Origin of the sequence: Pontibacter akesuensis (genome assembly GCF_001611675.1) — a bacterium.
In the GTDB taxonomy this organism is placed as follows: Bacteria; Bacteroidota; Bacteroidia; order Cytophagales; family Hymenobacteraceae; genus Pontibacter; species Pontibacter akesuensis.
This window is the reverse complement of the sequence record NZ_CP014766.1, coordinates 2,199,370-2,223,916: the sequence shown is the minus strand read 5'-3', so window position 1 is coordinate 2,223,916 and position 24,547 is coordinate 2,199,370. Positions and strand designations below refer to the sequence as shown.

Below are 24,547 nucleotides of genomic sequence, written 5' to 3'. Positions count from 1 at the left end.
CTGAAAAATCCAGCTCAAAATCAGCGACAGGTGCTACCTGGCCCATCATTAACCTTAATTACTTAAATAAGCCCTATGGAAGCAATAAAGAGGAACAACGTACAGGTTATGGGAAAAGGCACTACGCCCATGTTGTTTGTACACGGCTACGGGTGTGATCAAAACATGTGGCGCTACATTACCCCGGCTTTTCAGGAAGACTACAGACTTGTTCTTTTCGACCACATTGGCTTTGGCAACTCCGACACCTCTACCTATACCAAAGAGCGTTATGACTCGCTGCAGGCCTATGCGGCAGATGTGCTGGAGATATGCCGGGAGTTAAATCTTGAGGACGTGATATTTGTGGGACACTCCGTTAGCGCCATGATCGGCACACTGGCCGCTATCCAGGAGCCGGAGCGTTTTTCAAAACTGATTTTGATCAGCCCTTCCCCAAGTTTTATTAACGAAGGCGATTACGTGGGAGGCTTTTCGCGTGAGGCGATACAGGGCCTGCTCGACTCCCTCGACAGCGACTACCTCGGCTGGTCCAACACCATAGCCCCTGTGATTATGGGCAACCCGGAAAGGCCGGAGTTAGGCCAGGAGTTAACCCAGAGCTTCTGCAAAAGCGACCTGGACATTGCCCGCGATTTTGCCCACATTACTTTCCTGTCAGACAACCGGGAAGACCTTCCGCGTGTGCAAACCGAAACACTGATCCTGCAATGCTCCGACGACGTAATCGCCCCCCTGACCGTGGGAGAATACACGCACGACCACATTGCCGGCAGTACGCTTGTTGTTTTAAAAGCCACAGGGCACTGCCCTAACTTAAGTGCACCAGAGGAAACTGTAGCTGCCATGAAAAGCTTTTTGAAAAAATAGACGTACACATAGGAGTACGGAAGCACAAGCAGCGCCCATATACGTTGCTGCTATTACCCCTGCTTCCTACAGTTGAACAAAACAGTTGACAGTTGGTGGAGCACAAAGAACTTAAGAAAGCAAACGGAGATGTCTTCTTTGAGGTGAGGCGAACGACCGACAACAGCTTCATTTCCATGAACTGGGTGGGAATACAATCGCTGGAGACAATTGTGATGGGATGCAACCAGGTGCTTACTATGTTACGTGAAAAACCATGCCCCAGGTTGCTAAACAGCAACCGCGAACTGATCGGCCCCTGGGAGGTAGCGGTAAACTGGCTGGCTTACAAGTGGGCGCCACAGGCAAAGTCGCTGGGCCTGCGCTACTACGCCCACGTGCTCTCCCCCGGTATCTACGGGCAACGGTCTTTCCAGTCACTTTATCCCGCCCTTCAGTCACAGCTTAACATTGAGGTGTTTGAAGATGAAAAAAAGGCGGAACAATGGCTCCTGCTAAACGTTGCCTGACCGTCTGCCGCTAAAGCTCTTTCCTTTAACGCTCCATTCATAGAGTTACCAACCGAACGGGGACACTACCGGCGGAAGCAGCCAGGACAGCGGCAAGTATAAGCAAGCCAGCTGCTTAGCCTATACTTCTAAATAGATTTACCCGACCTTAGGCCTGCAAATCGCGTACAGGCTACCGATGGCCATCAGACTAAAAGCTATACTGCTGCTGCTCTCCCTGCTGCTACCGCTCCATGGCAATGCCTGGGGCTTTTTCGCGCACCAGCGCATAAACCGCTTGGCAGTATTTGCCCTGCCTCCCGAAATGGTGGGCTTCTACAAAAAACACATCCGCTACATTACCGAAAACGCAGTAAACCCCGACAAGCGCCGCTATGCCGTGGAAGGCGAGGCCGCCCGCCACTACATCGACCTGGACGTGTACGGCGACAGCGCCCTTTACAAGATGCCGCGTTTCTGGCCGCAGGCGGTGGCGCAGTACAGCGAAGACACCCTGCAGGCCTACGGCATTGTGCCCTGGCACATCAGCCTAATGAAGTACCAGCTTACGCAGGCATTTAAGGAGCGCAACATGGAACGCATCCTGCGCCTAAGCACCGAGTTGGGGCATTATGTCGCCGACGCCTGTGTTCCGCTGCACACTACCCAGAACTACAACGGGCAACTGACGGGGCAGCACGGCATCCATGGCTTCTGGGAGTCGCGCCTCCCAGAGCTGTTCTCCGACAACTATGACTTCTTTGTGGGCCAGGCCGACTACATTGAGCAGCCGCAGCTGAAAGCCTGGGACATTATTGCCACCAGCCACCTGGCCCTGGACTCTGTTCTTTACTTCGAGAAGGCGCTGGCGCAGGAGTTTGACGAGGAAAAGAAGTATGGCTTTGAGCTGCGCAACAACGTGACTATCCGAGTTTACTCCCGCGCCTACTCCAAGGCTTACAGCGATAAACTAAACGGGCAGGTAGAGCGGCAGATGCGACTGGCTGTCCGCTCCATCGCCAGTTTCTGGTACACCGCCTGGGTAGATGCGGGCCAACCCAGCCTCGGCACGCTTGCCAACACCCTCACACCGGAGGAACTCCACCAACTGGAAATGGAGAAAAAAGATTACGAGAAAGGCACGCACAAACCCCGCCAAGAAGGCGACAGTTGATCGAAGCCCCGCGGTGTCTGACATTAATTTTGAATGAGTAGTTGAGCGAATGAGCGAGTGAATTTATACTTGCTCTTTTCCAACCTGTCATCCTGAAAGGATCTTGTGGGTATGGTGCAACGGACTTTGCTCTCCGCTTATAAGGCCTTCCCCGGATGACAGGAAAGGATTCAGTTATTCTAAAGTCAGTTATTCAAAATTAATCTCATATGCGGCGGGCTCCGGGAATGCTCGTTGGCCCAGGCAGGCGATGTGCTTTAACGCCACTCTAAAAATAGTTATCTTGCTGCACACAAACCACCTAAACCTTAATGACGAACCAAAACACACTGAAGCAGCTCCGCCTTGTGCTGCTTCTGCTGCTGGCGCTGCTGGTGCAACCGCAGGCCTGGGCACAGCAAAAAAAAGCTGCCACCCTGCAGCAACTCGATGCTTATTACCAGAAAGCCCTTGATGCCTGGGACGTGCCGGGCATGGCCATCGCCATTGTAAAGGACGATGAAGTGATTTTTGCGAAAGGCTACGGCGTTCTCAACAATAAAACCGGCGGCCAGATAGATGCCAACACACTTTTCGGCATCGCCTCCAACACCAAAGCCTATACTGCCGCCGCTCTCGCCACACTGGTGGATCAGGGCAAGATTAAGTGGACGGACAAAGTGAAGAATTATGTGCCCTACCTGCAGCTCTACGACCCGTTTGTAACCGAGAACCTGACGATCGAAGACCTGCTGAGCCACCGCGTGGGTTTTAAAACCTTCAGCGGCGATTTGCTCTGGTACAACACCACGTATAGCCGTCCCGAAATCATCAAGCGCATGCGTTACCTGGAGCCCGTGTACGGGTTCCGCGATGGCTACGGCTACTCTAACCTGATGTACATTACCGCAGGGGAGGTGATAGAGCAGGTAACAGGGCAGAAATGGGAAGATTATATCAAGCAGACGTTCTTTCAGCCGCTGGGCATGAACCGCTCTTATACTTCTGTAAATGAGCTGAAAGGCGTGCAGAACGTGGCCTCGCCGCACGGCTTTGATGCCAACGGCAAACCAAGTGCCACCACCCTCACCGCCTGGGACAACTGGAACCCGGCTGCCGGTATTTTCACCAGCGTAAACCAGGCAGCGCAATGGCTGCGCCTGCAGCTAAACCGGGGTACGTACGCGGGCAAAGAGATTTTCAGCGAGGAGGCCAGCCGCAACATGTGGCAGGCGCACAATGCCACACCCGTGTCGAAGCAGGCGGAAGGAAACATCCCTTCCACCCACTTCACCGCTGCCGGCCTGGGCTGGTTTGTGAGTGACTATGAGGGACGCAAATTAGTGTACCATGGCGGTGGCCACGAAGGGATGAACAGCCGTACGGTGCTGGTGCCGGAGGAAAACCTGGGCATTGTGATATTCACCAACAGCATGAGCAGCATCATGACACCACTTGCCAATTACACCGTCGATCAGCTTTTAGAAGTGGAAAACGGCCGCGACTGGAGCCAGCAGTATCTGGACAACGCTGCCAAGGCAAAGCAGAAAGAAGCAGCTGCTGTCGCAAAGGCGCCGAAGGAGAAAAAACAGCGCAAAGGAGAACCTGCCCGCGCGTTGCCTGACTACGCCGGAACTTACCACAGCGAGCTGTATGGCAACGCTACTGTTACACTGAAAGACGGAAAGCTGCACCTGCAACTGGAACCTGCCCCGGCATTGGGTGGGGAACTGAGCTTTTGGCAGCACGACATCTTTAACCTGGACTGGAAAAACGACTTTGCGTTGCTACACCCGACTAATGTGCGTTTTTTGGCAGGCGAAGACGGAGCCATAGCCTCCATGCGCATGGACTCTAACAACCCGGACTTTCACTTTGATGAGCTGAAGTTCGAGAAGGTGAAATAGTTCAGGCACCTCGTAACCAAAATCTTTTAAACAAGAAAAGGCCGTACGCGCACGTACGGCCTTTTCTTGTTATGGGACGACAGCGATTAAATGGCTGTAACGATTTGTGCAATGGTTGCTACGGATGCAAAATAAGCGATGATGATCCAGTAGGCAACAGACTCCTCATTTGCGTATAGTTTTTTCATAACTCAACATTTTTAAAGTTAAACATTGTTTAGTTCTATTAAACTAAATCTACTCTGCTATACGCGTTTAATTTAATATAGGTTAAGTACTATGTTATTTTTTGGTGCAACTATTCCCATCTACAAACTTTAATTAAGGGACTGGAAGCCAAAGGGTTGGTTACTTCTGCCCTTACCGCTTCAGGAAGCGCAGGAGCACTTGCTGGCGTACCTGCTTTATAATTCTGATGGGAAGCGGCAGTCTGTTGTAGCGCCACTCATAAAAAGGAACAGGCCTGGACCCGAAGCTCTGGTAGAAGCCAGCTATACTTTCAATCATCGGGCTTTCGAAGTCAAGCACCTGCTGTGTTCCGGCGTTCCGCCGGATAACCTCATCCAAGATTAGTGTACGCCCGTTATGCCTGCGCCCATTACTGTCGGCTGCGTTGAAGATGTAGGTGATATGCCCGCCATAGTATAAGAAAAAACCTCCCGCCGTTATGCCGCCGTCTTCCGAAACCGTGTAAAGCAACTCGCCCACTCCATTTTCCACAGCGGCTGTGTATAACCGGCGAAGCATTGGATAGGCTTCTGCCGCTACGCCTCCGTAGATCTTATGTGCAATATTCTGCCTGAACAGCCGGACCAGCGGTTCGATATCCCGGCCTTGGGTGATACTGGTTTTCTCGCGGCGAGCCTTGTTCAGGTTATACTTGCGATCGCGGGTATAGCCTTTCCAAAGCTGCTCGTAAGATTCTTGTAGGGGCAGGTAATGGGTGAATAAAAAAGCGGTGGTGGCTGCATCAGGTTCAGTACGTTGCAGCACATTGGTGTTGGCCGTGCAGAAGGCGTAACTGGCGGAATAGCTGAAGTTATTCCGCACCACTGCCAGCATTTCCGCGGCCATTTCCGGTGTGAGTTCATGCAAAGTATAGATGCCCAACTGTTGGCAAAACAGCGGCTGCTGCAAATAGGCAATGCCATACTTGTGCCGCACCGGTAGCGGCATCACGGCTACATAACTGCCACTCTCCTCCTCCACCACCGCCTGCCACCCCGGCGACACCACATCCAGGTACCACGACAGTGCATATACCTGCCGCTGCCCCGATGCCTCAATGCAGGCATCCCAGGAGGTTTTGTCTAGCTGTGTATGTTGGAGTAAGTGCGGCACCTGGTTTATACTTCTTCCGCCACGCCAGATGAAAAAAACGTGCGGTATACTTTTATGCGGATGTCACGAATAATTCTCACGTAAAGCGGCAGCGCGTTGTGCCGAATAGCAAAATACTTTACCCGGTGCGCCCCGAAGCTCGCGTAAAAGTGTTCGATCTGCTCAATCATCGGGCTCTCAAAATCAAGCGTGTAGTCGGTGTCCGCGTGCTGCCGGATCATCTCGTCGAGCACCAGGGTGCGCCCGTTCGTAACGCGTCCCTCGCTGTCGGCCGAGTTGAAGGCGTAGCTGATCACGCCGTTATACTTGATGAAAAGGCAACCGGCATTCACCTCACCTCCGGCCGTCGTGTAAATCAGCTGCGCCGCGCCCTTCGCCTTCAGCACCGCAAATAGATCGCGCAGCAGCTGGTACGTGTGCTCAGACACACCGCCCACTACCTTGTGCTCAATGTGGATCTTGAAGTGCTGGATGAGCGGCTCAATGTCATCGCTTTCGAAGAGGCTGAGGTTGGCACGCTGCGCCCGCTTCAGGTTCATTTTGCGGTCGCGGGTGTAGCCTTTGTACAGCTCCGCGTAGGGCTTGTTCAGGGGCAAGTAGCGGGTGTAGCGGGCAACTAGCTCATACTTGTCCTGCAGCTTTTCCAGGTGCGGCGTGTCGCTCATGTTAAAGCGGTAGTTGTAAATGAACTTGTAGCGCTTCACCATCAGCTCCAGGAATTTCTCGCGGATGCCGGCGCTGCTTTGGGTTGTGGTAAAAATGCCCTGCTGGTGCGTATGGAACGGCTGCCCCAGGTAAGGGAAGCCCATCTTTGTAATCCCCGGCAGCGGCATCACCGTCACGTAGCTCCCGGCCTCTTCCTCCACCAATCCCTGCCACCCCGGCGACACCACATCCAGAAACCACGACAGGGCATACACCATGTCATCGGCAGAGGCGGTGATGCAGGCATCCCACTTCGCTTTGTCTAGCTGCGCATGCTGGAGGTATCGGATCATACTTGTTTGAAGAAACCCTAAGCAACAAAAAAAGATGCTCCCTTCAAAGTTACAATTTTCATTGTTGATTTCAGGCAGCGCCAAACAAACCTGCCCCTTCGAGGAGGGGAATCTTCGCTACACTTTTTTGTCATCCTGAAACGTGACGGGCTACTTGTGAACGATCAGTCTAAAAAAGCAAAGGCCGCTGTGCATCCACAACGGCCTTTGCTTTTATACTTCGGAAGAAACAATTCTTAATTCATCATTCCTAATTCATAATTAAAAACTACACCAGCTTCTTGTAGCGGATGCGTTTCGGCTCGGCATCACCAAGGCGCTTCTTCTTGTTCTCTTCGTAATCTGAGTAGTTGCCCTCGAACCAGTATACCTGCGACTCACCCTCAAACGCGAGGATGTGCGTGCAGATACGGTCCAGGAACCAGCGGTCGTGCGAGATGATTACGGCACAGCCTGCGAAGTTCTCCAGGGCATCTTCCAGCGCACGGATCGCGTTCACGTCCAGGTCGTTGGTTGGCTCATCGAGCAGCAGCAGGTTGCCGCCTTCTTTCAGCGTCATGGCCAGATGCACGCGGTTGCGCTCGCCACCCGACAGCTTGTCTACCTTCTTCTCCTGGTCGCCGCCTGTAAAGTTAAACTTGCTCACATAGGCACGCGACACAATCTGTCGGCCCGCCATCATCATGTGCTCTGTTCCTCCTGAGATCACCTCAAACACAGACTTGTTGTTGTCTAGCTGAGCGTGCTCCTGGTCCACATAAGAAATCTGTACTGTCGAGCCCACGGTAAAGTCACCGGCATCTGGTTGTTCCTGGCCTGTGATGAGTTTGAACAAAGTGGTTTTACCGGCACCGTTTGGCCCGATAATGCCCACAATGCCACCCTGTGGTAGCTCGAAGCTCAGGTTCTCGAACAGCAGTTTATCGCCGTAGGCCTTGCTTACGTTGTTCACCTCAATCACCTGTGAGCCCAGACGCGGTCCATCCGGAATGAACAACTCCAGCTTTGCCTCTTTCTGGTTTGATTCTTCACTGGCCAGTTTATCATACTGACTAATACGCGCCTTCGATTTGGCATGCCGTGCTTTCGGGGCCATCTTCACCCACTCCAGCTCGCGCTGCAGGGTCTTCTGGCGCTTGCTCTCGGTCTTCTCTTCCTGCGCTAAGCGGCTTGCCTTCTGCTCCAGCCAGCTGCTGTAGTTGCCTTTCCACGGAATTCCCTCGCCACGGTCCAGCTCCAGAATCCAGCCTGCCACGTTGTCGAGGAAGTAGCGGTCGTGGGTAACAGCGATAACGGTGCCTTTGTACTGCTTCAGGTGCTGCTCCAGCCAGTCCACCGACTCAGCGTCGAGGTGGTTGGTAGGCTCATCCAGCAGCAGCACGTCCGGCTCCTGCAGCAGCAGGCGGCAAAGGGCCACGCGGCGCTTCTCACCACCCGACAGGTTGCCGACAATGGCGTCTTCCGGCGGCGTGCGCAGGGCATCCATGGCGCGCTCCAGGCGGTTGTCCAGTTCCCAGGCGTTGTGGTGGTCGAGTTTCTCCTGCACCTCGCCCTGCCGCTCGATGAGCTTGGTCATTTCATCATCGGTCATCTCCTCGCCGAACTTCATGTTGATCTCGTCGAATTCCTTCAACAGGGCCACCACTTCGCTCACGCCCTCTTCCACTACCTCGCGCACGGTTTTGGTTGGGTCCAGCTGCGGCTCCTGCTCCAGGTAACCCACCGAGTAACCTGGCGACCACACCACTTCTCCCTGTATCTGCTTGTCAACGCCAGCGATGATTTTCAGCAAGCTGGACTTACCGGATCCGTTAAGGCCCAGCACGCCGATTTTGGCGCCATAGAAGAAGGAGAGGTAGATATTTTTAAGGACTTGTTTCTGTGGTGGGTAGATCTTGCTAACCCCAGCCATCGAGAAGATTATCGTTTCGTTGCTCATGCTGTCTTTTTATAGTTTAAGCGGAATTACTTTAGAGGCCTTTGCTGCTTGGGCGCCAGATAGCGCTTTGGCGGCGGCCCTTTTATGTCATATTTCATACTAAATTACAAATATCGTAAAATTTCATGTGTTTATGGTCCACTAAATTGCGCTGAAATAGTTAAACTTGTAAAAACAGTATGGCTAAAGTGCGCCTTACTGATTTTAGCACCATGCTGCTTTTGGATGCCGGACAGCCCTATCTTTCGGGCCCAAGCGGTTACAGCAAACGCTGAAGGCCTGCATGCGTATGCTAAAATTAGTTTACCCGATGCCTTATCCATCATTCACGTACGACCCTAACCCTATCCAGTAAAATGGAAAACACCGACCTATTGGAAGAAGCCAAGAAGTATGGCTTTATTCAAGACCAGCAAGTATGGCTTAAGCCCTTTATGAACTACCCTGCACGCCAGGTGGGCGATGTAAAAGAGTCTGAAGATGATTCGCTGGTGTACTTTGCCAAGCGTTTCGATATGTTTCAGGATAAGGTGAACAACCTGCTGGAGCGCATCGCAACCTCTGATAACAAAGGTTCTTTCCTGATGAAAGTGCTGCACATGAAAGAGCAGATCGGCAACTTCGACGCCCTCGGCGACTTTGAGCAAGTGTACTACACGCTCAGCAGAACCGAGGAAGAGATAAACGACACCATCAAGCAAAACCGCGAGAAGAACCTGAGCCTGAAAATTGCCCTTACGCAGGAGGCAGAGGCCTACAGCGAGAGCATCGACTGGAAAGAGGCCACTGAGAAGCTGAAGGAACTCCGCACCACCTGGATCAAAACCGGCCCGGTGGAAAAGGAGCTAACCGATGAGGTGGAGGAGCGCTTCCGCAATGCCGTAGAAAAATTCTTCGAGCGCAAAAAGAACTTCTTCGAGGATAAAAAACGCATGCAGAACCGCACCTACGAGCGGTACAGAGACTTAATCAACCAGTCTTATGCGCTGATGAATTCAGAGGACTGGGAGGAAACGACTGCCAAACTGAAGCAACTGCAGAACCAGTGGAAAGAAGTAGGCGGCACCCTTTCGCGCACGGCCATGACGAAAATGTGGGGCGACTTCCGAAAGGCGCACAATCACTTTTTTGAGCGCCTGAAGCGCAAGATACAGAAAGAGAAATCAGCATCTAGAGAGCAATTTTACGAGCAGAACTACGAGGGCAAGCAGAACTTGGCCGCCGAAGCCGAGCGCCTGCTGCAGGAACGCAGCCTGGGCGAAGCTGTGAAACGCGCGAAGGAGCTGCAGGCAGAGTGGAAAAAACTCGGTCCTGTTCGTCCTGAGGTATCAGATGCTGTGTGGGAGCGCTTCATCAAAGCCTGCGACCGCGTGTTTGAGATGAGCAGCCTGGAGCACTACATTCGCAAGCGCCAGCAGGCTGCCGAGGAAACGTACTCTGAGGTAGATGGCCTGCAGGCCCGCATTACGGCCCTGCGCGAGTTCATCAAATCAGACCGCAACGAACTGGAACTGCTCGAGGCGAACCTGGACAAACTGAACGATTCCCCGAGCAACGAATCGTTCCGAAATATGCTGAAGGGCAAGATCCGAAACTATAACCGGAAAATCGGCACGAAGACCGCTATGATCGAGATGTTTCAGAGCCAACTAAGCGCCATATCCGGCTAAAGAACCAAACTATTTTTAGATGCAAAAAGGGCCTTCTGCAGCAGCAGAAGGCCCTTTTTGCGTTCCTGTAGTAGCCAGGCATGCTTCTTGTACAGCTATTGTTACCAAATGTTGAAACAGGACGATATTTTTTGCACACATTATGAACATTTGTGCTTTATTTGCGTTGTGTTGGTAAAAACAGACAAAAAAGCAATTATTAAGCTGCAAAAATTTTTGTTCTTGTTTTTATTTATACTTTTGCAGACTATTTTAAAAAGCCATAAGATAAAGGAGAAAATATTATGTACTGGACACTTGAATTAGCTTCATACCTGGAGGATGCACCCTGGCCAGCCACTAAAGACGAGCTGATCGATTTTTCAATCCGCTCTGGCGCACCAATGGAGGTTGTAGAGAACCTGCAGGCCCTGGAAGACGACGGACAGCCTTACGAGAACATCGAGGAGATCTGGCCTGACTATCCTACCAAAGAGGATTTCATGTTTAACGAAGACGAATACTAGAATTAATGATGAATTACGAATTATGAATGGTTTATAGAGCCACTTCTAATTCATAACTCATAATTTATAATTCATAATTGAGCAAAGCTTGATCGTTGAAGTAAAAAATCTGGTTGCGGGTTATGGCCAACGGGTCCTGATTCGCAACCTTTCTTTCTCAGTGCCGGCTGCTGCTTTTGTTGCCATTATCGGCCACAACGGTGCCGGAAAAACTACGCTCTTCCGGGCCTTCCAGAACAAAGTAGCGTACCAAGGCCAAGTGCTTGCAAAAGGCCATGACCTGAAGCATTTTCCCGAGGCTTCGGGCTCCGGCTTGCTGGCCTACCTTCCCCAGAAAAATATTGTTGGCTTTCCCATTAAGGTGCAGGACCTGGTGGTAATGGGGCTGTTCCGCAAAAAGCGCTTTTTCGAGAACTACAGCGCTGCTGATTATGCCCTGGCTGCTGATACGCTGGCCCAATTGCAACTATCCCATCTCCTTGACCAGGATTTCACCACGCTATCAGGCGGCGAGCAGCAACTGGTGTGGCTGGCTCAGCTGATGCTGCAGGATGCCACCACTATCCTACTGGATGAGCCCACGCAGCAACTGGATGTATACTACAAAAGTAAGGTATTCAGCCTGCTGCAGGACTGGGTCGTAAAAAACGGGAAAACCATCCTCTGCATCACCCACGACCTGCAGAACTTACCACCCATGCAGGGCTACCTGCTCAACCTCTCCAAACCCAATCCTATACTTGAAGCCATCACACCGGAATCCGTTCAGGAGAACCAGACTTTCCTAGAGGCGGGGCGGCAGCCGGTGCTGTAGCTTATTAGACGTTAGATTTTAGACGCTAGGCTCTAGACAAAAAACCCAAACTGGCGCCGGTATCCAACCGGTGACGCCCAATGCACACGAGTCTTCAGACTCGCTTTTGCGCTGAAAACGTACTCTTTGGCACCAGCTAAATCAAGTAAGCCTCACAACTTCTGTATACATAACCCTAACCTAACTCTTTGGCAAAGGCCTCGGCAAGTATAAGGTCTTCGGGTGTGGTAATTTTGATGTTGCGGTAGCTGCCTTCCACCAGCGTGATTGTTTCTCCTATACTTTCCACCACTGAGGCATCGTCCGTAAAATGCGCCAGCTCGGGCTGCTCGTAAGCTTTTCGAAGTATACTTGCCCGGAAGCACTGCGGCGTTTGCACCAATTTATACTTTACCCGCGGCACTGCCATACTTCCCTGCTCCGTCAGTTCCCGAATTGAGTCTTTCGGAGCCACCGCCACCACGGCACTGCCATACTTGTCTGCGGCATCAAAAGCGGCCTTAATCGTGTCTGTATCTACAAAGGGACGCACGCCATCATGCACCGCCACCAGCGCCTCGCCCTGCACCGCATCCAACCCGTTCTTGACAGAGCCAAACCGTGTGGCACCTCCAGCCACCGTCATGTGGAAAAGCTTGAAGCTGTACTTGCGGCACAGTTCGCGCCAGGCAATCAACTGCTCCTGCGGCAGCACCACAACCATCCTTACTGCCGGGTTATACTTGTGGAACCGCTCCATCGTGTGCATCAGGATAGGTTTACCCGCTACTTCGATGAACTGCTTCGGAACGTCCTGCTGCATGCGGGTGCCGCTGCCACCTGCCACTATGATTGCGTATTCTGGTAAAATTGCCATGGCACAAAGTTAAAAAGTTACAGCGTTCGAAAGACAGAAAGTTGACACCTGTGATGCGGTTGTCCAATACAGCCACTCATACTAGAAAGGCTGGGGACAAAACAAAAGCCCCGGCTTTTATGGCCAGGGCTTTCTATACTTTGAATTGGTTTTATACTTAGAGAATCAGCATTACGTCGCCGTAGCTGAAGAAGCGGTATTTCTCTTTTACAGCCTCCTCGTACGCCTTCATTACCAGTTCATAGCCACCAAATGCCGCAGCCATCATCAGCAGCGTGCTTTCCGGCATGTGCAGGTTAGTCAGCAGGCTGTTTGCGATCTTGAAATCATAAGGAGGGAACAGGAAACGGTCCGTCCAGCCTTCGTTTGCCTTCAGGCGGTTGTTAGCCGACACCGACGACTCCAGCGCACGCATGGTGGTAGTGCCAATAGCGCACACACGCTTTTTCTTGTCCAGCGCGCGGTTCACCAGTTCAGCAGTTTCGCCAGGAACCATAAAGTTCTCGGAGTCCATCTTGTGCTTGGTCAGGTCTTCCACATCTACCGGGCGGAAAGTACCCAGACCCACGTGCAGCGTTAGCGGCGCCATGTCGATTCCTTTGATCTCCAAGCGCTTCAATACTTCTTTCGTAAAGTGAAGGCCGGCTGTTGGAGCTGCCACAGCGCCTACGTTCTTGGCGTAAACGGTCTGGTAACGCTCGCGGTCTTCCGGCTCAGCCTCGCGCTTGATGTATTTTGGCAGCGGTGTCTCACCCAGGTCGTTGATGGTCTTGTAGAACTCCTCGTCCGGGCCATCAAACAAGAATTTAATGGTACGGCCACGGGAAGTGGTGTTGTCGATTACCTCGGCTACCAGATCACTTTCGCCGAAGTATAGTTTGTTGCCTACACGGATTTTACGGGCCGGGTCCACCAGCACGTCCCACAGGTGAATGTCTTTGTTAAGCTCGCGCAGCAGGAACACTTCTATCTTGGCGCCAGTCTTTTCTTTGTTGCCATACAGGCGGGCAGGAAACACTTTCGTGTCGTTCACCACCATCACATCGCCATCGTCAAAATACTCGAGAATGTCTTTGAAGATGCGGTGCTCGATCTTCCCTGAGTCACGGTGCACGACCATCATGCGCGACTCATCGCGGTTTTCAGTTGGGTGCGTGGCCAGAAGTTCTTCGGGAAGCTCGAATTTAAATTCAGATAATTTCATATATCAAATATTACGGTATTTGGATTCCGGGTGTTAAACAATAGTATCAGCAGTACAACAGCAGAACCCTGCTGCGGGGTTCATACATTTCCTTTACTAAAAAGCAAAAAATCAAGCCGCAAATTTACCCTTTTTGCCCGAAATATTGTTACTTTTAAGCAAATTAGTTCCGCCCCATTCACCCGATTGAAGAAGAAAACTATGATTTACCTGCGTTTGATAGCTGAAAGTTTCCGATTTGCCTGGCAAGCGCTGCGTGCCAACCTGATGCGCACTATCCTGTCGCTGCTCGGGGTCACGATTGGTATTTTTGCCATTATATCCGTTTTCACACTGGTTGACTCCCTGGAGCGGAACGTGCGCGAGAGCATGAGCTTTATCGGGGAGAAGGTGATTTACGTGGAGAAGTGGCCCTGGTCTTTTAGCGGCAACTACCCGTGGTGGAAGTACTTTCAGCGGCCAGAGCCTACGATCCGGGAATACAGGCTGCTGCAGGAGCGCGTGACCAACAGCAACGGCGTAGCTATTTTCTCACAGAAGGGCGGCAGCACCTTTAAGCAGGGCAACAACAGCTATTCCGACGGCTCCCTGATGGGTGTATCCTACGATTACCCTAAAGTAAGCGAGGTGCCGGTTATTGAGGGACGCTATTTTACACCTCAGGAAACAGACGCTGCACGCAATGTGATGATCATCGGCGATGAGATTGCCAAAACGCTTTTCCCCTACGGTAGCCCCCTCGGGCAGCAGGTAAAGGTGGCCGGAAGCAAATTTACGGTTATCGGGGTGATAGAGAAGCAGGGCGAGAACATGTTTGGCGCGCCGAACATGGACCAGATGGGCATGATCCCGTACAGCACGTTCAGCAAGATGTATGATGTAGGACCCGACGGCATGGGCTCCACCATCGCCCTGAAAGGCCGTGACGACGACCCGGGCCTGCTGGAACTGGAGTACGAAACGCAGGGCATCATGCGCAACATACGCGGCCAGCGCCCCCGCGACGAAGACAGCTTTGCCATGAACCGGCCCGAGATGGCCACTGAGGCTATTGGCAGCTTTTTCGACGTAATAGGTTTGGCTGGCTGGGTAATTGGCGGTTTCGCTATACTTGTTGGCGGCTTCGGCATTGCCAACATTATGTTTGTATCCGTAAAAGAGCGCACCAACATCATCGGTATCCAGAAATCGCTGGGGGCTAAAAACTATTTCATCCTGTTCCAGTTTCTCTTCGAATCCGTGTTTCTGAGCCTCTTAGGCGGGGGCATTGGCATTCTGCTGGTGTTTCTGCTCACGCTCATCCCCCAGGACATGATGGCCATCACCTTGTCGGTTGGCAACATTATACTTGGACTTGGCGTATCGGCGGTGATAGGAATGCTTTCCGGCATCATCCCTGCCGTACTGGCCTCTAACCTGGACCCTGTGATTGCGATTCGCTCCAAATAAGTAACTTTACATGTTTGGCCTTTGCCGCGCCTCCTCAACCGCCGCAAAGCCTATATTTTTTTAACCTGATGCTGCGCGCCCTAAAGTATAGGCGCCCAGGGGCAACCGCTCCTGCAGAAGATGACGAAACAGATTATGACAAAGCTTAGAAAAACAAGTAAAACCAAGCTGCACGACGAGACACTGAATACTGGTAGCGGCCAAACCATTATCAACCCGAACGTAAACGAGAATAAGGCAAGATCGGTAACCGACCTGCGCGAGAGCGGCCAGTCTACGGCTGCCCCTGCCTCTGAGGAAGACAAGCGCATACGCCAGGCTTTTGTGGACAAAGACTGGAACGAGATCAAAATAGCCGACTCCTGGCAAATCTTTAAAGTGATGGCCGAGTTTGTGGACGGCTTTGAGAAACTGGGCAAGATTGGTCCCTGCGTGTCTGTTTTCGGCTCGGCCCGCACCAAGTCCGACAACAAATACTATATCATGGCCGAGGAGCTTGCCGCTAAACTGGTGCGCCACGGCTACGGTGTAATTACGGGCGGTGGCCCCGGCATCATGGAGGCGGGCAACAAAGGCGCGCACTCTGAGGGCGGTAAATCAGTAGGCCTTAACATTCAGCTGCCGTTCGAGCAGTTCAACAACATCTACATCGATTCCGACAAGCTCATCAACTTCGACTATTTCTTTGTGCGCAAGGTGATGTTCGTGAAGTATGCGCAGGGTTTTGTGGTAATGCCAGGTGGCTTCGGCACACTGGACGAACTGTTTGAAGCGATCACACTGATCCAGACAAAGAAAATCGGCGCTTTCCCGATCGTGCTGGTAGGACGCGCTTACTGGAGCGGCCTGTTTGAGTGGATTGAGAACGTGATGCTGAACACCGAGAGCAACATCAACAGAGAAGACCTGGACCTGGTGCACATTGTGGACGATGCCACCGAGGCCGTGAAGATCATCGACGACTTCTACAGCAAATACCTGCTGTCGCCGAACTTCTAAGGCTATACTTGCAGATTTATCTTACAGCAAAAGCAGGCTCTCACCGGGGCCTGCTTTTGCTGTTTTATAGCGGATGCTGCACTTTATCCTGTTTGATTCCCTACTCCGGCAGCGGGAGCAGAAACAACGGAGGCGCAGCCCCAGGTGTTATGCTTTATGTGAAAGCGGTTAAGCATGACTTGATGCCGCTGGAAACTTCTTTCCTCCAGACCACAGCCACAAGTATAAAACCCGCCGCTCCTAAACCAATTGCTCCAGTTTTCTGTTAAGAAGGGATGGACTTTTGCACAGCAGAAGCCCCGGGATTTATGTAACTTTGCTATTTAAGATCAACCCATTCCGAATGGCTTTAAACCAGGAGCAACAACTCACTACCACGGGCACCGATACGGCCACCGCCACGCCAAGTATAAACGGCGACGCGCAGCAGATTGAAGTATACGGTGCCCGCGAACATAACCTCAAAAACATTTCCATCAAACTGCCGCGCTACAAGCTGGTGGTGTTCACCGGCATTAGTGGCTCGGGCAAGTCGTCGTTGGCCTTCGATACCATTTATGCCGAAGGGCAGCGCCGCTACATGGAGACGTTCTCGGCCTACGCCCGCTCGTTTATGGGTGGCCTGGAGCGGCCTGATGTGGACAAGATTGAGGGACTGTCGCCGGTAATTTCCATTGAGCAGAAAACCACCAGCCGCAACCCGCGCTCCACGGTGGGCACCATCACCGAAATTTACGATTTCATGCGTCTGTTGTGGGCGCGTACGGCCGAGGCTTTCAGTTATGTGACGGGCGAGAAAATGGTGCGCCAGAGCGATGACCAGATTGTGAGCCACATGCTGGAGCACTTCAACGACAAGCGCATTGTGGTGCTGGCTCCGGTGGTGAAAGGCCGTAAGGGTCATTACCGTGAACTGTTCCAACAGATCCGGAAGATGGGCTTTATCCGCGCCCGCATCGATGGCGAACTGGTGGAGATCACGCCGAAGATGCAGGTAGACCGCTACAAGATCCACGACATTGAGATTGTGGTGGATAAGATTGTGGTGAAGGAGGATGACCGTTACCGCTTGTCCAGCTCAGTGCAGAACGCGCTGACACATGGCAAAGGAACGGTACTTATACTTGATGCGGATGCAAACCAGACGCATTTCTTCTCCCGTCACCTCATGGACCCTGCCACGGGTATCGCTTACGATGATCCGGCGCCAAACTCCTTCTCCTTTAACTCGCCTTACGGAGCCTGCCCTGTTTGCAATGGCCTGGGTGAGGTGCAGGAGATAACGGAGGAATCGGTGATACCGGATAAGTCGCTGAGCATTCGCCGCGGAGGCATTGCACCGCTTGGCGAGTACCGCGACATTTGGATCTTCAAGCAGATAGAGGCGCTGCTCAAGCACTTCAAGGCCTCTGTGGCTACGCCTATTAAAGACCTGCCGGAGGATTTGCTGAAGGTATTGCTGTACGGGCTGGAGGAAGACCTGGAGGTGAAAACCAAAAAGGGCAACTATGTGGTGGAGTTTGAGGGAATCATCAACTTTCTCAAAAACCAGATGGAGTCTGACTCCGACAACATCCGCTCCTGGGTAGAGGATTTTACCCAGACCAATACCTGCCCGGAGTGTAACGGCTACCGCCTGAAAAAGGAGTCGCTGCACTTTAAGATTGCCGAAAAGAACATCGGCGAGATTTCGGTACTGGACATCACCAAACTGGCGGCCTGGTTTGAGGGACTGGAAGATAGAATGAGCGAGCGCCAGAACGTCATCGCGAAAGAGCTGTTGAAGGAAATCCGTAAGCGCATCGGCTTTCTGCTGGATGTGGGACTGGATTACCTGAGCCTGCACCGCCCGGTAAGAACACTTTCCGGTGGCGAAAGCCAGCGTATCCGTTTGGCTACGCAGATCGGTACGCAGCTGGTGGGTGTGCTATATATTATGGATGAGCCAAGTATAGGTCTGCACCAGCGCGACAACGAACGCCTGATCAACGCCCTGAAAGACCTCCGCGACCTGGGCAACTCCATTATTGTGGTGGAGCACGACAAGGACATGATCATGCAGGCAGACTATGTGGTGGACATTGGTCCGGGAGCCGGCATCCACGGTGGGCAGGTGGTATCGGCGGGTACGCCCGAGGAGATGCTGCAGGCAGGCACCACCACGGCAAACTTCCTGAGTAACCGCCGCGGTATTGAGATTCCGCGCGTAAAGCGCCCGGGTAATGGCGAAACACTAAAGCTTATTGGCGCCACAGGCCATAACCTGAAGAACGTAACGCTGAAACTGCCTTTGGGTAAGATGATTTGCGTGACCGGTGTGTCCGGCAGCGGTAAGTCATCCCTCATTCATGATACGTTGTACCCGATCCTGAACACACATTTTTTTAGGGCAAAGCGCGAGCCGCTGCCTTACAAGAGCATCGAGGGGCTGGACAAAATTGACAAGGTTATCGAGGTAGACCAGTCGCCGATTGGCCGCACGCCACGCTCTAACCCGGCCACGTACACCGGCGTGTTTACGGATATCCGCAGCTTGTTTGCGCAGCTGCCCGAAGCAAAGATCAGGGGCTACACGCCGGGCCGCTTCTCGTTTAACGTGAAGGGTGGCCGCTGTGAGGCCTGCGAAGGCGCGGGCATGCGTACGATTGAGATGAACTTTCTGCCGGACGTGTACGTGCCCTGCGAGGTATGCAAGGGCAAGCGCTACAACCGCGAAACGCTGGAAGTTCGATTCAAAGGCAAGAGCATCACGGATGTGCTCGAGATGACGGTGGAACAAGCCACTGAGTTCTTCGACAGCCAGCCACGCATCCTGCGCAAAATCCAGACGCTGAACGAGGTAGGCCTGGGCTACATCACACTAGGCCAACAGGCCACCACCTTATCGGGTGGTGAGGCGCAGCGTGTGAAACTGGCTACAGAGCTGTCGAAGAAAGATACTGGCCAGACGCTGTACATCCTCGACGAGCCGACTACGGGCCTGCACTTCCAGGACATCGAGCACCTGACGGAGGTACTGCACAAGCTGACGGACAAGGGAAACACGGTGCTCATCATCGAGCACAACCTGGACCTGATTAAGGTGGCAGACTGGCTGATTGACATTGGGCCAGAGGGCGGCGAAGGCGGTGGCACCATTGTAGCCGCCGGCACGCCGGAAGATGTCGCTAAGAAAGGCAAGGGCTATACGGCACACTTCCTGAAGGAGGAGCTCAAAACGAGCATCTACCGCGAAAATGAGAAGGAGGCGGCAGAGTAATCAAACCCGCCGCATATCAAGTATAAAAAGAGCCGCTGCTATACTTTAGCAGCGGCTCTTTTTATACTTGATATTTTATGGACTAACTGTCATCTCGAACAGAGTGAGAGATCTATCTGAAATTCTAAAAAGATCTCTCCTGTCGTCGAGATGACAGCAGTCGGAGGAAAATGCTTTAGCAGATATGCTTATACACGTCGGGACAAGCGGACACTGGCGCCAGGGAAAACCGGTTGCTTAAATATTATCGATCTCGTCCTGCATCTCCTCCAGTATCTCCTGGTGCTGCCGTAGCAAGGGCAATTGCTTGCTGGCGTACTGTTTCAGGGCCATTATTTGCCCGTGCTCGGCCATATCGGCGTAACGGTCTATCAGCGTTTCGTTCTGCTCCACAATGCGCTTCAGGTAAGCCAGGTCGAAAGATATGCCCGACTGCTCAGTTACCTCCTGGTATGCTTTGTGATGCGCCTCGCCCAGTGTGCTCGGCAGCACGAAGTTTCCCTCTGTGGCCATTTCGCGTAAATCGTTCAGGATGTTCTGATGCGCTGTTACCATCTCCTGCGCCAGCCCCTTCACCTCGGGGCTAACGGCCATACCTGCGGCAGCCTCTCCTAACTGCACCTGCAGCATACTGGCACTGGCAGCCTCGGCGGCAAACAAGGCATCGTTCTCCATGTCCTCCTGCACACCGGCAGCCTCAAACTGCTCCATACTTTGTGCAGTGGCTTGCTCGATACTATCATCGGAGCCGCAGGCAGTGGCAAACGCCAGCGCCAGTGCGGCAAAGCTGTACTGTATAGTTCTTTTCATAAAGGATGTGTGTTTAAAACAGAAAGCACCTGCAAGATATAACTTACAGATGCTTTCTTATAGTCAGATAAACTGCTTAAGGTTACTGTTTGTTACTTTTTCATATTATTCTCTAGCTGCTGTGCACGGTCCAGGTGCTGGCGTAGCTTTGGTAGGGTACTGCTGGCAAAACTTTTCACCTCCTGGTTCTCCAGCTCGTTAGAGGCATTCTCAAACAAACTTACCGCCTCCTCATGCGAGCTTACCATCAGGTTCATATACTCCCGGTCAAACTCCTGGCCTGTTTTGCCACGCAGTTCCTCCAGCATGTTCATGTGCTCCTGGCTCATGCTGTCGGGCAACACGATGTTGTTCTGCTGCGCCAGTTGCGTTAGCTTCTGCGTGGCCTGCTGGTGGTCAGTTACGATCATCTGGGCATAGTCCTTTACTTCCTTCATCTGGCCTTTTTGCTGAGCCAGTTGCCCCGCCTGTATCTCCAGCATGTTTGAGCTTGCGGCTTTGGTCATGAAGTCAGACACGTTCGTCATCTGGTCTTCCATTTCCGTACCCTCGGCCTGCTGTTCGTTTACTTCCTGTGCCTCTTCTACAGCTCCGCCTTCCTGGTTACAAGAAGCCATCGTAAATAAAAAGGTACTAAGTATTAATCCGGTTGATGCAATTCGTTTCATAGTTTTATGTCCGTTTTGGTGAAAATCATTTCGCAATATCGATAGGTATACGCCCTAACTATCATTAAGTTAATGCATACTTCCACTATTTCAGCAGAGAGGCCACCCCTTTCTCATACATAGAAAAGTACAAATAAAGACAAGCCCTGCGAACGAACGCTTGAACCGGAAAGGAACAAATTCTTTTTTATCCGTACCAGTACTAGTTAATGCTTTAAACATGATCAGAAAGAAACGAATTTACCAGCTTTTACTGCTGCCTTTGCTCCTCTTGCTGCTCACACCGGCTATGGCCCAGCAGGACGATGACCAGGAGATGCGAAACGAAGACCTGCTGATTGACAAGGCTCATGACCGGGTGCTGAAGCTGAACCTGCTAAGGATGGGGGCAGTGCAGGTATCCTATGAGAAAATGCGCTCTGAACGCATCTCAAATGAAATTGCCCTGGGCTACGTGTACCGTGGTTACTTCAAAGGCGATAGTTTTTTCTCGCCAGACAAGGTGAATGCCGATGGCGTGGAGGTGCGTATGAGCCAACGCTATTATACTTCCAAAAAATACAGCGGCACGCCCTTTGGCTTTTTCCATGGCCCTGTGTTTGGCTACCGCTTTATGGTTTTTGAGGAGAATGTATTCAACTTACCTGAGCGCAACCCGCAGGACCCGGACTACCGCTTTGTTGGCCGGCTATACCAGAACACCCTGGAGCTTGCCTACCAGGCGGGCGGGCAGTTTAAACTAGGGCGAAACTTTACGGCAGAGGTGTCGGCCATACTTGGCGGGCGCCTGCAGTATGTGCTTGCCAAAGGCGCCAACGAGCTCCTGACCGACAACATCCGGGGATACGACCTGGTAGCGGAGGAGAACTCTGCCATTCTCCTGGATCCTACGCCGCAGCTCAACATCTCGGTGGGCTATTCTTTTTAGCGCTTCTTACTTCCTGCACGCGCACCAAGTATGGATTTTGCCTGGATGGAAACATGTGCCACAAAAAAAGCCAGACACTGCTGCCTGGCTTTCTTGTTCATACTTATAAGTATATTTAGTTCCCCTTAAACTGCGGCTTGCGCTTCTCATTGAAAGCCGTTACACCTTCTTTGTAGTCCTCGGAGTTACCGGCAATTTTCTGGCAGTAAGCTTCGTAATCCAGCATCTCGTCCAGCGTGGAGTTGAAGGACTTGTTCAGCATCTTCTTCATCAGGCCAATGGCCTTGGTTGGGCTGGCGGCAAAGCGGGCGGCAAGCTCTGCCACGGCAGCATCCAGTTCTTCCGGGGCTACCACTTTGTTTACCATGCCTAGCTGCAGCGCCTCGTCGGCGGATACTTTCGAGCCAAGCGTGCTCAGCTCAAACGCCTTAAGCGAGCCCACCACGCGCGGCAGGAAGAACGACGAACCGGAGTCCAGCACCAGCCCCACGTTCACGAATACCTCAATCATACTTGCCGCCGTGGAAGCGATCACCATGTCGCAGGCTAACGCCAGGGAGCAGCCTGCACCGGCAGCCACCCCGTTAAGTTTGCAGATAATGGGCTTCGGCAGATTACGCATGGCGCGGATAATCGGGTTATAGCGCTTCTCCAGCGACTCTGACAAATCGCGCTTGCTGGCACCGGCGATGGCTTTCAGGTCCTGACCCGAGCAGAAGGCTTTACCGGCGCCTGTCAGTACCACCACGCGCACGTTTTCATCGCGGCTTACCTGCTTCAGGGCATCCTGCAGGTCGTAACTCTGCTGGTCGTTGAAGGCGTTGAATACATCCGGACGGTTTAGCGTAATCGTGGCGATGCCATCCTGCACATCGTATAAAAGACACTCGTAGTTCATGCGTTTAGAGTTTTGTTGAGATAACCAAAGTTAAGCATTACGGCCCGATTGCCAAGTCGGCCACTAATACAGCGCCACAGAGGCCGCTATCACGGCCAGCACCAAACCTCCTCCGAAACCAGCGTACACCTGCGCCGGCGTGTGCGCCTGCAGCGCCAGCCGCGCCGTCAGCACGGCACCGGTCAGGAATATGGCAATGGCAATCGGGATGATAAGCATGGCATCGGGTGCTATTTTGTTCAGCACCAGCAGCAGTCCCAGCCCGCCGCCCATGCCCACGCTGTGTGCGCTTATTTTCCAGAAATGCGAGATGGCGTAGGTAAAGAACACCGACGCCGCAATAATTCCCATCACAAAGTAGAAGAGCGCATCGTAAGCCGGTTCGGTGTAGAGCAAGTAGGCGGTGGCGGCATAGCAGATGGCGGTGAAGAACAGCGGCAGGCTGCGCTGCTCCCGCCGGTCCATCTCCACCGAATCGAGGTGGCCCAGGCGCACCATGGCATAGGCGCCTATACTTGGGATAATGAAGGTGGTGAAGAAAATCATGCCCAGCACCACCCAGCGCACCTGCATCGGCAGTGTGAGCATGGAAGTGGGCATGTAATAAAGTATAATCGCAAAAAGGTACGTGGGCAGCAACAGCGGGTGAAACAGCACGGACAGTACCTGCGCAAGCGAACGGTTCACTTAGTAAGAATTATGAATTAGAAATTAAGAATGCTGAATGGCATCTAAGATAAGAATTCTGCTTTTATATGCTGCTATACTTGGGCGCCTGCCCAACTGGCTTTGATGATGCCGTTACAGTTCCAGCACCTTCTGCCACATCTCCTCGCTTACGTGTATGCCCTCCTGCTCACTTTTCCTGCGGGTGTTCAGCGTGCCTTCGCCCGGATAGCGCACTTCGCCTTTGCCATCGGCTGGCGCGCTGCTTTTGGTATAGTTCACTATGCTGTTCAGCAAAGCCTCATCTATACTTTGCGCGTTGATGCAAAGGAAGAATTGCGACACGCCAGCTTCGCTGCCACTGTCTGTTACCTGCGCCACACCGCGCCCGTTGCTTAGCGCCGCCACCAGTACATCGAGCATGAAAGACAGCCCCGAACCTTTCCAGAAGCCAATTGGCAGTGGCCTTTCTGATTCTCTTATTTTACCCGGATCTTTTGTCAGGTTCCCTTCTGCATCATAGCCCCCATCCACGGGCAAGGCCTCTTCTTTAAGCTCATACTCCTGCATTTTGCCGTACGAGAACTGCGAAATGGCCATATCCAGCACCAGGTGCCCTTCTTTCCGCGGCACCGCAATGACCAAAGGGTTATTGCCCAGCCGCGGCTCTTTCCCTCCGAAGGGAGGCATGTTGGCGATAGAGTTGGTAGCGCAAATGCAGACACACCCTTCGTCTGCAGCCTGCCAGCCATACGTGCCGCCGCGCATCCAGTGGTTGGTGTTCCGCACCGCCACGCAACCCATGCCGTTTTCCTTTGCCAGCGCAATGGCGCGTTCGGTGGCTTTCAGGGCAACGTACATGCCGGGGCCCATGTGCCCGTCCCACTGCTCCACGACCCCCTGCCGGTTGGTGCATTCCGGCTCCGCATCAGTTTTTATCAGGCCGTCTTTCACCAGCTGCACAAACACCGGAAAGCGGTTCAGCCCATGCGAGTACACGCCGTCCCGGCTGTTCTCGGCAAAAACCCGGGCACACAGTTCCGCCCGCTCCTCATTAAACCCGTTTTTCAGCAGCACCTTGTTAAACTGCGCTTTTAGCTCCTCGAAAGACACCTTCATTTCTT

At 52.6% G+C, this 24,547-nt stretch carries 21 protein-coding genes; 11 read left to right on the top strand and 10 right to left on the bottom strand.

What is annotated here, in order from left to right:
- Nucleotides 1–75 precede the first annotated feature (75 nt).
- The 4 genes from A0W33_RS09430 to A0W33_RS09415 all read left to right on the top strand — a co-directional run bounded on the left by A0W33_RS09430 (nt 76) and on the right by A0W33_RS09415 (nt 4,418).
- Nucleotides 76–870, top strand: coding sequence for an alpha/beta fold hydrolase (locus tag A0W33_RS09430; RefSeq protein ID WP_068837918.1), 795 nt, complete (start codon nt 76–78; stop codon nt 868–870).
- A 95-nt stretch (nt 871–965) separates the two neighbouring features.
- Nucleotides 966–1,379 (top strand): hypothetical protein, encoded by a 414-nt coding sequence (locus A0W33_RS09425; protein WP_139237135.1) that lies wholly within the window; start codon nt 966–968, stop codon nt 1,377–1,379.
- Nucleotides 1,380–1,557: 178 nt separating this feature from the next.
- Nucleotides 1,558–2,532, top strand: coding sequence for a zinc dependent phospholipase C family protein (locus A0W33_RS09420; RefSeq protein ID WP_068837916.1), 975 nt, complete (start codon nt 1,558–1,560; stop codon nt 2,530–2,532).
- Nucleotides 2,533–2,843: 311 nt separating this feature from the next.
- Complete coding sequence (locus A0W33_RS09415; protein WP_068837915.1) at nt 2,844–4,418, top strand: serine hydrolase; 1,575 nt, start codon at nt 2,844–2,846, stop codon at nt 4,416–4,418.
- Nucleotides 4,419–4,778: 360 nt separating this feature from the next.
- Here the strand turns inward: A0W33_RS09415 and A0W33_RS09410 are convergent, their stop codons facing one another.
- The 3 genes from A0W33_RS09410 to ettA all read right to left on the bottom strand — a co-directional run bounded on the left by A0W33_RS09410 (nt 4,779) and on the right by ettA (nt 8,696).
- Nucleotides 4,779–5,759, bottom strand: coding sequence for a GNAT family N-acetyltransferase (locus tag A0W33_RS09410; protein WP_082815181.1), 981 nt, complete (start codon nt 5,757–5,759; stop codon nt 4,779–4,781).
- A gap of 5 nt (nt 5,760–5,764) precedes the next feature.
- On the bottom strand, nt 5,765–6,757 hold the full coding sequence (locus A0W33_RS09405; RefSeq protein WP_068837914.1) for a GNAT family N-acetyltransferase: 993 nt from the start codon (nt 6,755–6,757) through the stop codon (nt 5,765–5,767).
- A 268-nt stretch (nt 6,758–7,025) separates the two neighbouring features.
- Nucleotides 7,026–8,696, bottom strand: a complete 1,671-nt coding sequence (gene ettA / locus A0W33_RS09400) for an energy-dependent translational throttle protein EttA (RefSeq protein ID WP_068837913.1) — start codon at nt 8,694–8,696, stop codon at nt 7,026–7,028.
- A gap of 356 nt (nt 8,697–9,052) precedes the next feature.
- Here ettA and A0W33_RS09395 point away from each other — a divergent pair, with 356 nt between their 5' ends.
- The 3 genes from A0W33_RS09395 (at nt 9,053) to A0W33_RS09385 (ending at nt 11,686) form a co-directional block, all read left to right on the top strand.
- On the top strand, nt 9,053–10,366 hold the full coding sequence (locus A0W33_RS09395) for a DUF349 domain-containing protein (protein WP_068837912.1): 1,314 nt from the start codon (nt 9,053–9,055) through the stop codon (nt 10,364–10,366).
- Between the two features lie 284 nt (nt 10,367–10,650).
- Nucleotides 10,651–10,872, top strand: a complete 222-nt coding sequence (locus A0W33_RS09390) for a DUF2795 domain-containing protein (protein ID WP_025608825.1) — start codon at nt 10,651–10,653, stop codon at nt 10,870–10,872.
- An 88-nt stretch (nt 10,873–10,960) separates the two neighbouring features.
- Nucleotides 10,961–11,686, top strand: coding sequence for an ABC transporter ATP-binding protein (locus A0W33_RS09385; protein ID WP_068837911.1), 726 nt, complete (start codon nt 10,961–10,963; stop codon nt 11,684–11,686).
- Between the two features lie 175 nt (nt 11,687–11,861).
- On the opposite strand, the gene A0W33_RS09380 is transcribed toward A0W33_RS09385, so the two are convergent.
- Together A0W33_RS09380 and queA are read right to left on the bottom strand one after the other, a co-directional pair.
- Nucleotides 11,862–12,542, bottom strand: coding sequence for a 2-C-methyl-D-erythritol 4-phosphate cytidylyltransferase (locus A0W33_RS09380; RefSeq protein WP_068837910.1), 681 nt, complete (start codon nt 12,540–12,542; stop codon nt 11,862–11,864).
- A 157-nt stretch (nt 12,543–12,699) separates the two neighbouring features.
- Nucleotides 12,700–13,746 (bottom strand): tRNA preQ1(34) S-adenosylmethionine ribosyltransferase-isomerase QueA, encoded by a 1,047-nt coding sequence (queA, locus tag A0W33_RS09375; RefSeq protein WP_068837909.1) that lies wholly within the window; start codon nt 13,744–13,746, stop codon nt 12,700–12,702.
- A 201-nt stretch (nt 13,747–13,947) separates the two neighbouring features.
- Here queA and A0W33_RS09370 point away from each other — a divergent pair, with 201 nt between their 5' ends.
- The 3 genes from A0W33_RS09370 (at nt 13,948) to uvrA (ending at nt 19,453) form a co-directional block, all read left to right on the top strand.
- The gene (locus A0W33_RS09370; RefSeq protein ID WP_068840034.1) at nt 13,948–15,195 is read left to right on the top strand and encodes an ABC transporter permease; all 1,248 of its coding nucleotides are present in this window, start codon (nt 13,948–13,950) and stop codon (nt 15,193–15,195) included.
- Between the two features lie 135 nt (nt 15,196–15,330).
- On the top strand, nt 15,331–16,194 hold the full coding sequence (locus A0W33_RS09365; RefSeq protein ID WP_082815360.1) for an LOG family protein: 864 nt from the start codon (nt 15,331–15,333) through the stop codon (nt 16,192–16,194).
- A gap of 343 nt (nt 16,195–16,537) precedes the next feature.
- Nucleotides 16,538–19,453 carry an excinuclease ABC subunit UvrA gene (gene uvrA / locus A0W33_RS09360; protein WP_068837908.1) on the top strand — a complete coding sequence of 972 codons (2,916 nt, stop codon included), beginning with the start codon at nt 16,538–16,540 and terminating at the stop codon, nt 19,451–19,453.
- A 237-nt stretch (nt 19,454–19,690) separates the two neighbouring features.
- On the opposite strand, the gene A0W33_RS09355 is transcribed toward uvrA, so the two are convergent.
- A complete protein-coding gene (locus A0W33_RS09355; RefSeq protein ID WP_068837907.1) occupies nt 19,691–20,263 on the bottom strand; it encodes a DUF4142 domain-containing protein in 573 nt (190 codons plus the stop codon).
- A gap of 92 nt (nt 20,264–20,355) precedes the next feature.
- Complete coding sequence (locus A0W33_RS09350; RefSeq protein ID WP_068837906.1) at nt 20,356–20,931, bottom strand: DUF4142 domain-containing protein; 576 nt, start codon at nt 20,929–20,931, stop codon at nt 20,356–20,358.
- Nucleotides 20,932–21,151: 220 nt separating this feature from the next.
- Here A0W33_RS09350 and A0W33_RS09345 point away from each other — a divergent pair, with 220 nt between their 5' ends.
- On the top strand, nt 21,152–21,859 hold the full coding sequence (locus A0W33_RS09345; protein ID WP_068837905.1) for a hypothetical protein: 708 nt from the start codon (nt 21,152–21,154) through the stop codon (nt 21,857–21,859).
- 115 nt (nt 21,860–21,974) lie between these two features.
- Here A0W33_RS09345 and A0W33_RS09340 read toward each other — a convergent pair whose 3' ends face one another.
- The 3 genes from A0W33_RS09340 to yiaK form a co-directional block, all read right to left on the bottom strand.
- Nucleotides 21,975–22,757: an enoyl-CoA hydratase-related protein gene (locus tag A0W33_RS09340; protein ID WP_068837904.1), complete on the bottom strand. Its 783-nt coding sequence runs from the start codon at nt 22,755–22,757 to the stop codon at nt 21,975–21,977.
- A gap of 63 nt (nt 22,758–22,820) precedes the next feature.
- Complete coding sequence (locus A0W33_RS09335; protein ID WP_229802078.1) at nt 22,821–23,444, bottom strand: hypothetical protein; 624 nt, start codon at nt 23,442–23,444, stop codon at nt 22,821–22,823.
- Between the two features lie 114 nt (nt 23,445–23,558).
- A complete protein-coding gene (gene yiaK, locus A0W33_RS09330; protein ID WP_068840031.1) occupies nt 23,559–24,542 on the bottom strand; it encodes a 3-dehydro-L-gulonate 2-dehydrogenase in 984 nt (327 codons plus the stop codon).
- Between the last annotated feature and the right edge of the window lie 5 nt (nt 24,543–24,547).

Coding starts and splice junctions, on each gene's coding strand:
- A0W33_RS09430 (WP_068837918.1), top strand. CDS start 76: ATGGAAGCAATAAAGAGGAACAACGTACAGGTTATGGGAAAAGGCACT.
- A0W33_RS09420 (WP_068837916.1), top strand. CDS start 1,558: ATGGCCATCAGACTAAAAGCTATACTGCTGCTGCTCTCCCTGCTGCTA.
- A0W33_RS09415 (WP_068837915.1), top strand. CDS start 2,844: ATGACGAACCAAAACACACTGAAGCAGCTCCGCCTTGTGCTGCTTCTG.
- A0W33_RS09405 (WP_068837914.1), bottom strand. CDS start 6,757: ATGATCCGATACCTCCAGCATGCGCAGCTAGACAAAGCGAAGTGGGAT.
- ettA (WP_068837913.1), bottom strand. CDS start 8,696: ATGAGCAACGAAACGATAATCTTCTCGATGGCTGGGGTTAGCAAGATC.
- A0W33_RS09395 (WP_068837912.1), top strand. CDS start 9,053: ATGGAAAACACCGACCTATTGGAAGAAGCCAAGAAGTATGGCTTTATT.
- A0W33_RS09390 (WP_025608825.1), top strand. CDS start 10,651: ATGTACTGGACACTTGAATTAGCTTCATACCTGGAGGATGCACCCTGG.
- A0W33_RS09380 (WP_068837910.1), bottom strand. CDS start 12,542: ATGGCAATTTTACCAGAATACGCAATCATAGTGGCAGGTGGCAGCGGC.
- queA (WP_068837909.1), bottom strand. CDS start 13,746: ATGAAATTATCTGAATTTAAATTCGAGCTTCCCGAAGAACTTCTGGCC.
- A0W33_RS09370 (WP_068840034.1), top strand. CDS start 13,948: ATGATTTACCTGCGTTTGATAGCTGAAAGTTTCCGATTTGCCTGGCAA.
- A0W33_RS09365 (WP_082815360.1), top strand. CDS start 15,331: ATGACAAAGCTTAGAAAAACAAGTAAAACCAAGCTGCACGACGAGACA.
- uvrA (WP_068837908.1), top strand. CDS start 16,538: ATGGCTTTAAACCAGGAGCAACAACTCACTACCACGGGCACCGATACG.
- A0W33_RS09355 (WP_068837907.1), bottom strand. CDS start 20,263: ATGAAAAGAACTATACAGTACAGCTTTGCCGCACTGGCGCTGGCGTTT.
- A0W33_RS09350 (WP_068837906.1), bottom strand. CDS start 20,931: ATGAAACGAATTGCATCAACCGGATTAATACTTAGTACCTTTTTATTT.
- A0W33_RS09345 (WP_068837905.1), top strand. CDS start 21,152: ATGATCAGAAAGAAACGAATTTACCAGCTTTTACTGCTGCCTTTGCTC.
- A0W33_RS09340 (WP_068837904.1), bottom strand. CDS start 22,757: ATGAACTACGAGTGTCTTTTATACGATGTGCAGGATGGCATCGCCACG.
- yiaK (WP_068840031.1), bottom strand. CDS start 24,542: ATGAAGGTGTCTTTCGAGGAGCTAAAAGCGCAGTTTAACAAGGTGCTG.